This window comes from uncultured Aquabacterium sp., from assembly GCF_947366995.1.
Lineage (GTDB): Bacteria > Pseudomonadota > Gammaproteobacteria > Burkholderiales > Burkholderiaceae_C > Aquabacterium.
Window position 1 is genome coordinate 19,970 of sequence record NZ_CANBCC010000018.1, and the last position, 13,845, is coordinate 33,814.

Consider the following 13,845-nt stretch of genomic DNA (forward strand, 5'->3'; position numbering starts at 1 on the left):
CTGGGTGCTTCAGCTGCAGGGGCACCTCGTTTGTACAGAGGTATTTGCAGTGCGACGTTCTTCTGGTGTGATGGTGCTGGGCTTTGCCGCCCTGCTGTCGGGCTCGCTGGCCCTGGGAGGCTGGCAGGCCGCCGAAAGCCTGATCCTGACCCGAACGGTCAATGAGGGCCGCACGGTGGCCGACATGGCCGAGAACGTCGGGCGATGGGCGTCGCAGTACGGTGGCGTGCATGCTCGCACGCAGGGCGCGAACGCGAGCCTGCCCGGCACGTTTTTGACCCGATCGGTCTATGCCGTGTCGCAGGGCGATTCGGACGTGCTGCAGGGCAGCAAGACCGAGGATCGGCTCAGCGAGCGGCAGGCGATGGAGCGCGTCGAGGCCTATCACTGGAAGAACCCCGCCCTGGTGCAGCGCGAAGTGGCCGACGTGCTGGCTGCAAGCGGCAGCCGCTCGCAGTACCGGCTCACGGCCGGCTCGGTATTGAACCGCAACAACGCGCCGAACGCCTTCGAGCGCGAGGCCATCCAGGCGGTGCAGGCGGCTTTCGCCAAGCTGCCACCTGCCCAGGCAGCGGCGCTGGCCACACCCCAGCGTGTGCCGGGCGGCCGCCAGCCGGCGCCGCTGGAATACTGGCGCGTGGAGGCTGGGCGGCTGTTGTATGCCCGTGCCGTGATGGCCCAGGCCAGTTGCCTGAAATGCCACGACGCCCCCGGCAGTGCGCCCGAGTTCATCCGCACCAACCAGCAGTTCAATGGCGGTGGTGGTTTTGGCTACAAGGCCGGGCAGCCGGTGGGCGTGATCAGCGTGACGGTGCCGCTGCCCGCCGTTCAGACCGTCGTCACAGAGAGTCTGTCGCCCGTGTCGATGGCGGCCCTGGCTGTGGCGGCGTTGTCGGCGCTAGGGTTGCTGGGCGTGGGGCTGGGCGGCCTGTTCCGGGGACCGGATCGAGCCGCTTGAGCCCTGTTCAGGCGCCCTTCGTGGGCCAGTCGAGCCGCAGCGTGCTCTCGAAGTGGCGCGCCTGGCCAGTGACCGGGTCGGTGAAGCTCAGTGTGCGAGCCAGCAGCTGCAGCGGGTGGCGGTAGTCCGGGGTCTCGCCGTCGGCCAGGTCCGGTTGAAGCTCGGGGTAGATGCGGTCGCCCTGGATGGGCAGGCCCAGCGCATTCATGTGGGCGCGGAGCTGGTGCTTCTGCCCAGTGGTGGGCAGCAGGCGATAGCGCGCGCGACCGGCGTGCGTCTCGAGGCACTCGATGCGGGTTTCGGCGTTGGGTTCGCCGGGCACCTCCTGCATCGCCATGAAGCGCTCGCTTTCGACCAGCCGGCTGTGCCGCGTCAATGGGAACGTCATATCGGGCCGGTGGGCGGCAATCGCTTCGTACACCTTGTGCACCAGGCGGTCGCGGAACAGCGACTGGTAGGCGTGGCGTGTGGCGGGCTGCACTGTGAACATCACCAGACCGGCGGTTTCGCGGTCCAGGCGGTGCATGGGCACCAGCGTGTCGATGCCCAGCCGGCGCTTGAGCCGCACCAGCAGCGTCTGCTGCACGTAGCGGCCCTTCGGCGTCACCGGCAGAAAGTGCGGCTTGTCGGCCACCACGAGGTGGGCATCCTGAAAGACGACGCGTTCTTCGAATGGAATCGGATGCTCGAAGGCGAGCTGGCGCCAGTAATACAGGCGCGTCTGGGCGCGGTAGGGCGCATTGGGCGAGACGGGCTCTCCGTGCGCGTCCACCACATCGCCCTGAGCCATGCGGGTGTGCCAGTCGGCGCGTGACACGGCCGGGATGCGCTCGCACAGAAAGTCGAGCACGGTGAGCCAGGCTCCGGCGGGCAGGGCCACGCAGCTGGCGCTCACGCCATCCCGGGTGGGGAGGGCGGGGCGAGTCGGACGACTCATGCCGGATCGTCCTTGGCGGGCACAGGGCCTGGTCGCTTGGGCTCGGCCGATTCCAGCCGGCGGGCCCGCTCCAGTCGCCACGCCTCGTCCGGGCTGTCGTCGTAGACCTGGTCGACCGTGGTGTCGGTCTCCTGCAAGCGGGTGTCGACCGCCACGCGGTTGTCGAACACGAAGCACTCGCCCTGCCAGTCGCGGTCGGCATCGGGCAGTTGCTGGAAGTAGTTGAGGACGCCACCGTCGAGCTGGTAGACGTCCAGGCCGAACTGCTGCATCCAGGCACTGGTTTTCTCACAGCGGATGCCGCCGGTGCAGTACATCGCCACCTTGCGGCCTTCGGCCTGCCACTGTGCGGCGTGCGCGGCCACATAGGCCGGGAAGTCGCGGAAGTTGCCGACGCAGGGGTCGACCGCGCCCTGGAAATGGCCGAGGCGGTATTCGAAGCTGTTGCGGTTGTCCAGCACCACGACATCGTCGCGCGCGATCAGCTCGCGCCACGCTTCGGGCGTCAGGGGCTGACCGGAGGCGCGATCGGGCACCGCGCCGGTCACTCCGGGCAGATTGAGCGCCACGATTTCCTTCTTGCGCTGCACACGCACCTTCCAGAACGGCCGGGTGCGGCAGGCGCTGTGCTTGAACGGCATGCCGAGAAACGCCGACGCCAGACGGGTGTCGTGCTGCACGGCCTGCTCGAAGGCGGCCACCGCATCGACCGGGCCTGCCAATGCGCCGCTGATGCCTTCTTCGGCCACCAGCACGCTGCCTGTCAACGGCTGAACGAGTTCGCGCAACACGGCCACCACCGCGTCCGGATCGGCAAGCGGCACGAATCGGTAGAACGAGGTGTGGACCAGGGCGTTGTCGGCTGGAGCAGGCATCACGCGATTGTCGCAAGGTTTGTCCGTTTCACCGGAGTACGTTCGGACTACGGCGTGGCGGCCCACACGGTGGGGCTTGTCATCGATTCTGCGCAGCATGGCGGCTTCGTTGTTGTTGCAGTGGATCGAGACAGAGATGGACCAGAAGTTTGCCGACCGCCGGGCGTTCATCGGTGGCCTGGGGGCCGCCGCGCTGGCGATGCCGGTGTTGCTTGGCGCCTCGCGCGCAGAAGCGGCTGCGCCTCCCTTCGTTCATGGTGTGGCCAGCGGTGACCCCCTGGCTCAGCGCGTGATCCTGTGGACTCGGGTGACCGCCTCGGGCGACGCCAATCCCCGCGTGCTGTGGGAGGTGGCGCTGGACGCTGCCTTCACGCGCCCTGTGCGCAGCGGCCTGGTGCGCACCAGCGCCACGCGTGATTTCACGGTGAAGGTGGACGTGGATGGCCTGAGCCCCGACACCATCTACCACTACCGGTTCACCTACAACGGCACACGCTCGCCCGTGGGACGCACGCGCACGCTGCCAGTGGTGGCACGCGAGGCGATCCGCCTGGCCGTGTTCTCATGTTCCAACTATCCCGCAGGCTACTTCCACGCCTATGCCCAGGCCGCACGCATGGCCGACCTGCATGCCGCGGTGCACCTGGGTGACTTCATCTATGAATACGGCCGGGGCGGCTACGCTTCGGATGACGCAGCCGCCATGGGTCGCGAAGTGCTGCCTCCGCACGAGTGCGTGAGCCTGTCGGACTACCGCATTCGGCATGCCCAGTACCGTACCGATCCGGGCCTGCAGGCGCTGATGGCCAGCGTGCCGATGATTGCCGTGTGGGACGACCACGAGGTGTGCAACAACACCTTCGTGACGGGGGCCGCGAACCACACGGCCGGGGTCGAGGGCGACTACGTGACGCGCCGCGACGCTGCCTTGAAGGCGTACCATGAGTGGCTGCCGGTGCGCACACCTGACACCGCTGACCTGCGCCGCATCTACCGCTCGTTCGACTTCGCCGATGTGCTGTCGCTGCACATGCTCGAGACGCGCTTGCTGGCGCGCACGGAGCAGCTGTCTGCCGCAGACTTCGTCGGCCCCGAGGGCATCAATGCGGCCGCCCTGTATGCCGCGGCGAACGCACCTGATCGGGCCTTGCTGGGCAGCACGCAACTGGCGTGGCTGCAGGAGCAGATGGCTGGGTCGCGCGCCACCTGGCAGGTGCTTGGCCAGCAGGTGCTCATGGGGCACATGGACATTCCGGCCGCAATCGGGCTCGGGCAGATCTCGGTGGGCGGCTACGAGGCACTGACACGCAAGGCCGCCCACAACCCGGGCGACCTCACGCGTGCGGAACGCTACATCCTCGACCAACCGGTGGTGCCGTGGAGTCTGGATGCCTGGAGTGGCTACGGCGCCGAGCGCGAGGCCGTGTTCGCGGCTGCACGCCGCCTCGACCGCAATCTGGTCGTCCTGGCGGGGGACACCCACAACGCCTGGGCCAATGACCTGGTGGATCAGGGTGGCCAGCCGGTCGGCGTCGAATTCGCCACGCCGGGGGTCTCGTCGCCGGGCATGGAAGCGTCCCGCCGCACGGACGATCCGGATCAGCTTGCCCGCTGGATGGTGGGCAACGTGCCGCACCTGCGCTACGCCGAGACACGCCGCCGCGGCTTCATGGTCGTGTCGGCCACGCGTGAGGTCTGTCAGTCGACCTGGTACTTCGTCGACACGGTCAAGTCTGATCGCTACCGAATCGAACCGGGCCCCACGTGGCAGACGCTGCCGGGCGCCGATCAGCGCCGCCTGCTTCCCCCGGCCTGACCCCCTCCTGTTTTTCCTTCCTCTGCTTTACCGGATCACATCATGAGCTTGAAACAGAATCTGGCCCTGCTGGCGCTGGCCGCCGTGCTGCCTTCGACCCACGCCGCCGTGAGCGTCACACTGACACCTGAGGCCGGCGGCCTCGCTGCGTTCGAGTACGAGCAGTCGTTCGACAGCCTCCCATCCGCGGGCACCGGTCTGGCCTGGGCCAACGACAGCACATTCGCAGGCTGGTCGCTGTTCGACAGCACCAAGTCGGCCAAGACCACTTACCGCGCCAACAATGGCAGCGACACGGCGGGCAGCTTCTACAGCTACGGCAACTCGGCAGACCGCGCTCTGGGTGCGATCGGCTCGGGCGCCACCTACTGGGGATCGCCCGCGTCCGGGGCGCTGTCGGGCTACATCACGCTGGCCTTGCGCAACGACACCGGCCAGGCACTGAGCAGCGTGGGCGTCTACTGGGATGCCGAACAATGGCGCCTGGGTCAGGGCAACCCGGGCAGCGACGCGCTCGATTTCCGCTTTGGCCTGGGTGACACGTTCAAGGGCGTGAGCACGTGGGTCAATCCGGGCGTGTCCTTCAAGTACAACTCGCCGGTCGTCAACACGACGTCGGGTGCAGGCGCGGCGCTGGACGGCAACGCCAACGTCGTTTCCCTTGGGGGCGACATTGCCCTGGACTGGCAGCCCGGCCAGACCCTGTGGCTGACCTGGATCGACTACAACAGCGCCGGCAACGACCATGGCCTGGCCATCGACAATGTGTACGTGAGCACGGCCGTGGCCGCCGTGCCGGAGCCCGAGGCGGCTGCGCTGGCCTTGATCGGCCTGGGCCTGGTGGCTGGCGTGGCGCGCCGCCGCGCCCAGCGCGCCTGAGAGGGGAACGGCATGAGCTTGGTTTGCCGTTGGCAGGCTGCGCTGCTGGCGCTGGCCTGCCTGGCTGCTGCACCGGCGGCGCGGGCCGAACTGCCCGTGAAGCTGGATGCCAGCGGGCGCTACGTATACCGTCAGGACTTCAACACCCTGGGCGCAGTCAGCCGTGCGTACGACTGGGTGGACAACCAGACGCTGCCGGGCTGGTCGCTGTTGAACTTCGTCGAGCAGCCGCTGGTCACCCCGACCTACCGAGGGGATGTGGGTGACGACGGTTCGGGCAGCTTCTACAGCTATGGTCTGGAGGGAGACACCAACCGTGCGCTGGGTGCGCTGGGTTCGGGCAGTGCGTACTTCGGCACGCCGGCCCCGGGCGCGCTGGCAGGCTACATCACCGTGGCGTTTCGCAACCTGTCTGGGCAGGATCTGGATCGCATTGCCGTGCGCTTTCAGGGGCAGCAATGGCGTCAGGGCGCGAGCGACAACCTCAACACCCTCGCGTTCGAATACGGCGTGGGTGAGGTGTTCGGGCACGTGAACTGGGTGCGCCCGGGCAAGGGCTTCGACTTTGATTCACCCTCGCCGTTGATCGGCACGCCGGAAGGGCAGGTGGTCAACGGGCGGGATCCGCTTGCCAGCGCCCAGTTGGGGGGCGCCTTGCCGACCGTGTGGCCGGCGGGTGCCAAGCTGTGGCTGCGCTGGGTGGTCGTCAACAACCATGGCTTCGATCACGGCCTGGCGATCGACGACGTGGAGTTGAAAGCGGAGCGCGCGCCGCGCTGAATCGACGCAATGGCAGCGCGCCTAACGCCAGCACGGCGTGGCGCGCGCCAGCCGGCGCAGTGCCTGTACGGCCGCCTTGCGCGCCAGGCTCTGCCTGTGTGCGAGCCATGCCAGCCGGGCGGAGACGTCGGCGCCCAGCATGCGGGGCGCCCCCTGGCAGCGCTGGGTGGCCATGTGCAGGTCGTGCCATTCACCCAGCTGTCTTTGTGCGGCGCGCAGACGCCGCATGTACGCCTTGCGAGCGGCTTCTGGCAGGTGCGGGCGCAGCCAGAGCAGCGCCTGCTGCAGGCGCTTGCAGCGCTTGCGTTCGCTGTGCAGGGCATCGTCGTCCAGTGCGTGACCGGTGCGCGCGGCGTCTGCCATGCGGGCATGCCATCGGTCCATTCTGCGGACCAGATGATGCCGCCACGCATCGCGTTCCTCGTGGGTGCTCGGCACCTGGGCGGCCGTGTTCAGCCACTGAGCCAGTTCGTGCCACGCGCGCATGAAAGGCGCGTCGGGTGCGAAGCAGGCTGGCAGATCGTCGCGTCGGAGTGCCACCGCGGGGCTGTCCTGCGCAGCCAGCCAGGGCGCGAGCTGGTGCCAGGCCACGTCGCCCAGCAGCTCACGCAGTACGTCTTCATCGCGTGAGGCGCCCAGCAGACGGAAGGTCTGCGTCCACACCAGTGATTCGGGCGCCGTGTGCCGAGCGCCTCGCGCCAGGTCGAATGCACTGCGAAGGCGCCGCAGGCCGCTGCGGCACTGGTGTACCGCCTCGACGTCCACCTGTCCCTCTGCCATCCGCGCCACCGGGTCACGCAGGTCGTCCAGACACGCCTGAAGCCAGCGCAACAGCGTGGCGTCGGCGTCGGGCAGGGTGTGCAGTCGGTGGTGCGCGTTCGACATGGCGGGCAGGCGAGCTGGCGTCGCTCACAGCGTACGCCCCGCATGTGACACCTGCATGCTGTCGCCGTGACAGCCCTTCAGTGCAGCAGGTCGAACAGGGCCCGGGCGACGACCTTGGTGGCGCCCCGCAAGTCCTCGAGCACCAGATGTTCGTCGGCCCGCTTGGCGTTCGACTCGAACACGGTGCGGGGCCCGGCGCCATAGATGACCGCGGGAATGCCGTGCGCGCAATACAGCCGCACGTCGGTATAGAGCGGGGTGCCGCTGGTGGGAATCGGCTCGCCAAACATGGCTTGACCATGGCGCTGCAACGCGGCCACCAGCGGCGCATTGCCGGGCAGCGGCTTGAGTGCCTCGGCCAGCAGCAGGCGGCGAATCTCGACAGTGATGCCGGGGAAGCTGGCTGCCGCGTCGGCAATCACCTTCCGAAGGTCCGCCTCGACGGCCACCGGATCCTCTTCGGGAATCATGCGGCGATCCAGCTTGAGCACGACCTTGCCGGGCACGACGTTGGTGTTGGTGCCGCCTTCGATGCGACCGACGTTCAGATAAGGGTGCGTGATCCCGGGCACCTGCGAGGCGACCTGGCGGTAGCGCGCGTTCTGTGCGTACAGCGCGTTCAGGATGGTGACCGCGCCCTGGAGTGCATCGACCCCGGTGTGCGGAATGGCCGCGTGGGCCATGGTGCCGTGCACGGTCACTTCCATCTGCAGGCAGCCGTTGTGGGCGGTGACCACCTCGTGGCTGAAGCCCGCGGCGATCAGCAGATCCGGCCGGGTGAGGCCTTGCCTGAGCAGCCAGCCAGGGCCCAGCTCGCCGCCGAACTCTTCGTCGTAGGTGAAGTGCAGTTCCACTCCGCCCTTCAGCGTCATGCCACCATCGCACAGTGCGTCGAGCGCGCGCAGCGCAAAGGTGTAGGTGGCGAAGTCGCTCTTGCTGACTGCGGCCGCGCGGCCATACAGCTTGCCATCGACGACCTCACCGCTGTAGGGCGGGTGCGTCCAGCCTTCGCCCGGCGGCACAACGTCGCCGTGGGCATTGAGCGCAATGACAGGGCCGCTCTCGTCAAAGCGACGACGCACGATCAGGTTGGTGAGGCTTTGCAGACCATAGGCGTGCACTTCAGATTCGGGCACCGGGTAGGCCTCGGCCTGGTAGCCGAATTCCGCAAGCAACTCCGCCGTACGTTGCGCATGGGGGGCGTTGTTGCCCGGCGGGGTGTCGGTCGGGACCTGCACCAGTGCCTGCAGAAAACGCACCTCCTCGTCGAAGTGGGCGTCGATCCAGGCGTCGAGGGCGGCGTGGTCTGGCGTGTCGATGGGGGGGCTCATGGTGGGCAGAAGCGGATAGCCGGGCGCGCTTCAGAGCGCATCCAGCAGGTTCATGAATACCTTAACGGCGCGCTGTGCATCGTCGTTGGTGACCGTTTCCAGCGGGTTGTGGCTGATGCCGGCGTTGCCGCCACGCACGAAGAGCATGGCCTGAGGCAGGTGTCCGTGCAGCTTCATGGCGTCGTGGCCGGCGCCGCTGGGCAGGTGGAACAAGGGCAGACCCATGCTTTGCACGGCGGCTTCCCAGCGGGCTTGCCAGGTGGGGTCGGAGGGGGCGGCCGATGCGGCCATCGTTTGCTCGACCGTGATGCGGACCTGCCGGCGCCGGGCCACCTCGTCGATGAAGGCCAGCACGTCGCGGGCCAGGGCGTCGCGCTGGGCGTCGGTCGGGGCGCGCAAGTCAAGCGTGAACTGGCAGCGCCCCGGAACCACATTGAGCGAACCCTGCGGCACCTGCAGCACGCCGACCGTGCCCACCGATCCGCCGGTGGGCGAGGCGGCATCCTGTGCGGCGCGGCGCTCGACGTACAGCACGATCTCGGCCACCGCGGCCGCGGCGTCCTGGCGCATCGTCATGGGCGTCGTGCCGGCATGGCATGCCATGCCGAGGGCCTCGCCCGCAAAGCGCAGGCTGCCATTGATGGAGGTGACGATGCCCAGCGGCATGTCGTGTTCGTCCAGCACGGGGCCCTGTTCGATGTGAACCTCGACAAAGCCGAGGTAGCGAGCCGGATCGCGCCGCAGCGCCTGGATGGCGGCCAGATCGGCAGGCAGCCCCGCCTGCCGCATCGCCTCGCGCACGGTGATGCCCTGTTCGTCGGCCAGATCCAGCCAGGCAGGCTCGAATTCGCCCACAAGCGCGCTGGACCCGAGGAAGGTCGCCCGGTAGCGCTGGCCTTCTTCTTCGGCAAAGGCCACGACCTCGATGCCGTGCTTCAGCCGCCGGCCAGCCCGGTGCAGCGCCTGCACGCACGCCATGGGCACGAAGATGCCGAGCCGCCCGTCGTGCTGACCGCCGTTGCGTACGGTGTCATAGTGTGAGCCGGTCATCAGCCACGGCGCGCTGGCCTCGCTGCCCCGGTAGCGTCCGACCACGTTGCCCACGGCATCGCGCTCGACCTGATCGAAGCCGCAGTCGCGCATCCACTGCTGCAGCTGTGCGGCACACGCCTGGTGGGCCGGGGTGAGGTAGGTCACGGTCAGAGGCGGTTCACCATCAAGGCCGTTCGTGCCCGTGCCTTCGGTGTGTCGCGCCAGTTCCTGTGCCCATGTGAGGATGCGGTCGCCCTCGGTGGGCATGACGCCGAATCGGTCGTTCAGCCGGATCTCGGCGATGCGGTGGATGTTGCGCAGGCACTCCGCCAGCTCGAACGCCGGGCTGTGATGCAGACGGCGTTCGAACGTGCGGATGATGTTGGCACGGCTCAACCCCAGGCCACGGGGGCCGCGCACTGCGAGGATGAACGGCCAGCCAAAACGCGCGTTGTAGTCGGCATTCAGGCGCTGCAGCGTGGCGAACTCGTCGGGGCTGCAGTGGGTCAGGCCGGCCCGGCTCTGCTCGTCTGTAGACTCGGCCGTGAGCTGCCCGGCCACCGCCGCCTTTCCCGCCAGCTCGGGGTGGGCACGGATCAGCCCCAGCTGGGCGTCACGCGGGGCCTGGCGCACGACCTGAGCCAGCGCATGCTTGAGTTGATCCAGAGACACGAAGCCGCCGGCGGGGCGCTGCGACCAGGCCTGCTCGGCAATCCAGGGCGAGTGCTCGTAGATGCCATCGAGCAGCGCCACGAAGGCTCGCTGGTCGGCCGCGTTCAATGAAGCGAGGGTGAGGGGGGCGCTCATGCTGCAGCCTTGAAGGGATGCGTGGCGCGCCAGTGGCGGGCGATGTCGATGCGTCGGCACACCCACACCTTGTCGTGCGCCTGGACGTGGTCCAGGAACTTTTGAAGGGCGCGCATGCGGCCCGGGCGCCCCAGCAGCCGGCAATGCATGCCGATGCTCAACATCTTCGGGCGGTTCAGCCCGTTCGGGTCGCCTTCTGCGTACAGCACGTCGAAGGCATCGCGCAGGTAGGTGAAAAAATCATCGCCTTGCGCGAAGCCCTGGGGCAGGCTGAAGCGCATGTCGTTGGTGTCCATCGTGTAGGGCACGATCAACTGCTGCACCACCTCGCCATTGCTTTTCTGCACGGGCATCCAGAAAGGCAGGTCGTCTCCGTAGTGGTCGCTGTCGTACTCGAAGCCGCCGTGGTCGGCCACCAGGCGGTGCGTGTTCGGGCTGTCTCGGCCGGTGTACCAGCCCAGCGGACGCTGGCCCGTCAGCTCCTCGATGATCTGCATGCCGGTGCGCATGTGCTCGCGCTCGGTTGCCTCGTCGACCTGCTGGTAGCTGATCCACCGCCAGCCGTGGCAGGCGATCTCGTGGCCCAGCTCGACAAAGGCCTGCGTCAGCTCTGGGTGACGCTGCAGTGCCATGCTCACACCGAACACCGTGAGCGGCAGCCCGCGTTGCTCGAACTCGCGCAGCAGCCGCCACACGCCGGCCCGCGAGCCATACTCGTAGATCGACTCCATGCTCATGTGCCGGTCCGGAAAAGCCGGCGGGTTGAACATCTCGCTGAGGAACTGTTCGCTGCCCGCATCGCCATGCAGCACGCAGTTCTCGCCGCCTTCTTCGTAGTTCAGCACGAACTGCACGGCAATGCGGGCCCCGTCGGGCCACTGCGCGTGCGGCGGGTTGCGGCCGTGTCCGATGAGGTCGCGGGGGTAGGCGGCGGTCTGGCTCATGAGGTGATCCGGTGTCGTCGGCAAGGTCAGGTGGAGGCGCCAAGCACCACGCCGGGTGCGCGCGGGTGCTGGGTCAGCTGGCGTTCGACCGTCAGCAGGTGCGCATCGACCAGGGCCGCGGCGCGGTCGGCGTCCCGCGCCTCGATGGCCTGCAGGATGGCGATGTGCTCGGCGTGCGAGGTCTCGGCGTCATCGGCCGACTGGTACATCAGCGTGATCAGCGAGCAGCGCGACACGAGTTCCTGAATCAGGTCCACCAGCACCTGGTTTCCCAGAACCCGGGCGAGCTCGACGTGAAAATCGAACAGCAGCTTGGAGCGGGAGGGAACGTCGATGCGCTTGACGGCATCGCGTTCCGCCTTGAGGTGGGCCTTCAGTTCGCGCAGGTCACCCGGCTTGATGCGGGCGATCAGTTCCCGCAGCATCTGGCCTTCCACCATGCGCCGCACTGCAAAAACCTCGCGCGCTTCTTCGATCGACGGGGCGGCCACGAAGGCGCCCCGCGCTGGTTCCAGTCGCACGAGCTTGAGTTCCGACAGCCGGTTGAAGGCCTGCCTCACGATGGTGCGGGAGACCCCAAAACGGTCTGCGATCTTCTGCTCGACCAGCTTGGCGCCGGGCAGCAGGCGGTGCTCGACGATGGCCCGGGTGACGGCGTGCACGATGTGCTCGGTGCTGGTGGGGCTGTCGGAGCCCTCCGCATCGGCGACCGGCATGGGGATGGCTTCGGCATCGGCCTTCGTCAGCGGCGGGCGCCGGGCCGGTGCCACGTCGGCTTCAGCCGACACACCGGTGGCGGCAACGGTGTCGGGGGAGGGGGGCGGCTTGCGTGCGGCGCTCATCGTGGTTAAAGTGTATACAGTTTTTCGCGATGCTGGCAACCGGCGTTGACGCCGGGCACACCGCGGCCCGCGACTTGCATCCCTGAAACAGGCACATGTCGTGCCAGGACCATCTCATGAGCGACACCCCTCCCCCCGCCACGGGCCGACTCACCACCCATGTGCTGGACACCGTGCACGGCACGCCGGCGGCCGGCATGTCGATCGCGCTGTATGTGCGCGAGCCCTCGCCCGACGGGTGCGCGGATGGCCGTTGGCTGCTGTTGCGCAGCGTGGTGACCAACGCCGATGGCCGCGTGGATGGCCCGCTTCTGCAGGGCGAGGACTTCAAGCCGGGGCACTACCGGCTGGTGTTCGATGTCGACGGCTATTTCCGCACACGCGGCACGCCGCTGCCCGCAACGCCCTTTCTGACCCAGGTGCCGCTGGACTTCGGCATTGGCGATGCGGGCGCGCACTACCACGTGCCGTTGCTCGTGAGCCCCTGGTCCTACTCCACCTACCGGGGCAGCTGAGTCATGGACGCATCCCCTTTGCTGGCCTACGCGCTCGACTGGGCCAACCTGTTGCTGCGCTGGGCCCACGTCATCACCGCCATCGCCTGGATCGGCTCGTCGTTCTACTTCGTGTGGCTGGACAACACCCTGACGCGCCCCGTCGACAAGGCCCTGCTCGACAAGGGCGTGGGCGGTGAGTTGTGGGCCGTGCACGGCGGGGGCTTCTACAACCCGCAGAAGTACCTCGGTGCGCCGCGACAGTTGCCCGCCCACTTGCACTGGTTCTACTGGGAGAGCTACTCCACGTGGCTCACGGGCTTTGCGCTGTTCACCGCGCTGTACCTGTTCAACGCCGGCACCTTCCTGATCGACAAGACGGTGCACGACTGGGCTCCGGTGGTCGCCGTCCACACCGCGCTCGGCTTTCTGGCCGGGTTCTGGCTGATCTACGACATGATCTGTCGCACGCTGGGCCGGGGCCCGAATGGCGATGCCATCGTGGGGGCCGTGGTTGCGGTGGTGGTCGTGTTCGCCTCGTGGCTGGCGTGCCAGCTGTTTGCCGGCCGGGCTGCCTTTCTGCTCGTGGGCGCCATGATGGCCACTGCCATGAGCGCTAACGTGTTCTTCTGGATCATTCCAGGCCAGCGCAAGGTGGTGGCCGCGATGAAGGCTGGACAGCCGGTGGACCCGGTGCACGGCCTGCGCGGCAAGCAGCGCAGCGTGCACAACACCTACTTCACGCTGCCGGTGCTGTTTGCGATGCTGAGCAACCACTATGGCTGGGCCTACAGCCATGCGCAGAATTGGCTGGTGCTCGTGCTCATCATGCTGGCAGGCGCGCTGATCCGGCGCTTTTTCGTGGCGCGTCACAAGACCGAGGTGGCCGGGCAACGGGCGCCCTGGGGCTGGGCTGTGGCCGGTGTGGCGGTGCTGCTCGGAGTGGCCGTGTGGCTGGCGCCCGCTTCGGTGCCCTCATCGGCCTCGGCGCTGCCAACCGAGAGCCCGGCCAACCTGACGGCGCGGGCCCACACCGTGGTGGCGCAGCGATGTGTGATGTGCCATAACGCGCAGATCGCCAACAAAGGCGTCCGGCTGGACACGGCCGCTGCCATCGACGCGCAGGCCCAGGCCATCCATCAGCAGGCGGTGGTGCTCAAGGCCATGCCGATGAACAACGCCACGCAGATCACCGAAGACGAGCGGGCGTTGCTGGGTCGGTGGTATCGGGCGGTGCAGTCGATGTCGGCGCCGCAATAAGCGCG

13 protein-coding genes are annotated in these 13,845 nt (G+C 67.9%); 6 read left to right on the forward strand and 7 right to left on the reverse strand.

Annotation, left to right across the window (positions count from 1 at the left end):
• Positions 1 to 49: 49 nt before the first annotated feature.
• The gene (locus Q0Z44_RS07125; RefSeq protein ID WP_298011439.1) at positions 50 to 958 is read left to right on the forward strand and encodes a DUF3365 domain-containing protein; all 909 of its coding nucleotides are present in this window, start codon (positions 50 to 52) and stop codon (positions 956 to 958) included.
• A gap of 7 nt (positions 959 to 965) precedes the next feature.
• Here Q0Z44_RS07125 and Q0Z44_RS07130 read toward each other — a convergent pair whose 3' ends face one another.
• The gene (locus tag Q0Z44_RS07130; RefSeq protein WP_298011441.1) at positions 966 to 1,895 is read right to left on the reverse strand and encodes a pseudouridine synthase; all 930 of its coding nucleotides are present in this window, start codon (positions 1,893 to 1,895) and stop codon (positions 966 to 968) included.
• Positions 1,892 to 2,770 (reverse strand): rhodanese-like domain-containing protein, encoded by an 879-nt coding sequence (locus tag Q0Z44_RS07135; protein WP_298011442.1) that lies wholly within the window; start codon positions 2,768 to 2,770, stop codon positions 1,892 to 1,894. The genes Q0Z44_RS07130 and Q0Z44_RS07135 overlap by 4 nt, the downstream gene beginning before the upstream one ends.
• Before the next feature lie 97 nt (positions 2,771 to 2,867).
• Between Q0Z44_RS07135 and Q0Z44_RS07140 the strand changes: the two genes are divergently transcribed.
• Genes Q0Z44_RS07140 through Q0Z44_RS07150 form a run of 3 tightly spaced genes read left to right on the forward strand, consistent with a single transcriptional unit; the run spans position 2,868 to position 6,245 of the window.
• On the forward strand, positions 2,868 to 4,586 hold the full coding sequence (locus Q0Z44_RS07140; protein WP_298011443.1) for an alkaline phosphatase D family protein: 1,719 nt from the start codon (positions 2,868 to 2,870) through the stop codon (positions 4,584 to 4,586).
• A 42-nt stretch (positions 4,587 to 4,628) separates the two neighbouring features.
• Positions 4,629 to 5,465, forward strand: a complete 837-nt coding sequence (locus Q0Z44_RS07145) for a PEP-CTERM sorting domain-containing protein (protein WP_298011445.1) — start codon at positions 4,629 to 4,631, stop codon at positions 5,463 to 5,465.
• A 12-nt stretch (positions 5,466 to 5,477) separates the two neighbouring features.
• Complete coding sequence (locus Q0Z44_RS07150) at positions 5,478 to 6,245, forward strand: hypothetical protein (RefSeq protein WP_298011446.1); 768 nt, start codon at positions 5,478 to 5,480, stop codon at positions 6,243 to 6,245.
• Between the two features lie 21 nt (positions 6,246 to 6,266).
• Here Q0Z44_RS07150 and Q0Z44_RS07155 read toward each other — a convergent pair whose 3' ends face one another.
• The 5 genes from Q0Z44_RS07155 to Q0Z44_RS07175 all read right to left on the reverse strand — a co-directional run bounded on the left by Q0Z44_RS07155 (position 6,267) and on the right by Q0Z44_RS07175 (position 12,086).
• Entirely contained in the window at positions 6,267 to 7,130 is an 864-nt protein-coding gene (locus Q0Z44_RS07155; RefSeq protein WP_298011448.1) for a CHAD domain-containing protein, read from the reverse strand.
• Positions 7,131 to 7,207: 77 nt separating this feature from the next.
• Positions 7,208 to 8,461, reverse strand: coding sequence for a M20/M25/M40 family metallo-hydrolase (locus tag Q0Z44_RS07160; protein ID WP_298011449.1), 1,254 nt, complete (start codon positions 8,459 to 8,461; stop codon positions 7,208 to 7,210).
• A gap of 30 nt (positions 8,462 to 8,491) precedes the next feature.
• The gene (uraD, locus tag Q0Z44_RS07165) at positions 8,492 to 10,300 is read right to left on the reverse strand and encodes a 2-oxo-4-hydroxy-4-carboxy-5-ureidoimidazoline decarboxylase (protein ID WP_298011450.1); all 1,809 of its coding nucleotides are present in this window, start codon (positions 10,298 to 10,300) and stop codon (positions 8,492 to 8,494) included.
• Positions 10,297 to 11,244, reverse strand: a complete 948-nt coding sequence (gene puuE / locus Q0Z44_RS07170; protein ID WP_298011451.1) for an allantoinase PuuE — start codon at positions 11,242 to 11,244, stop codon at positions 10,297 to 10,299. The genes uraD and puuE overlap by 4 nt, the downstream gene beginning before the upstream one ends.
• Positions 11,245 to 11,270: 26 nt before the next feature.
• Entirely contained in the window at positions 11,271 to 12,086 is an 816-nt protein-coding gene (locus tag Q0Z44_RS07175; protein ID WP_298011452.1) for a GntR family transcriptional regulator, read from the reverse strand.
• 116 nt (positions 12,087 to 12,202) lie between these two features.
• Here Q0Z44_RS07175 and uraH point away from each other — a divergent pair, with 116 nt between their 5' ends.
• Positions 12,203 to 12,601 carry a hydroxyisourate hydrolase gene (uraH, locus tag Q0Z44_RS07180; RefSeq protein WP_298011453.1) on the forward strand — a complete coding sequence of 133 codons (399 nt, stop codon included), beginning with the start codon at positions 12,203 to 12,205 and terminating at the stop codon, positions 12,599 to 12,601.
• A gap of 18 nt (positions 12,602 to 12,619) precedes the next feature.
• Positions 12,620 to 13,840, forward strand: coding sequence for a urate hydroxylase PuuD (locus tag Q0Z44_RS07185; protein ID WP_298011479.1), 1,221 nt, complete (start codon positions 12,620 to 12,622; stop codon positions 13,838 to 13,840).
• Positions 13,841 to 13,845: the final 5 nt, after the last annotated feature.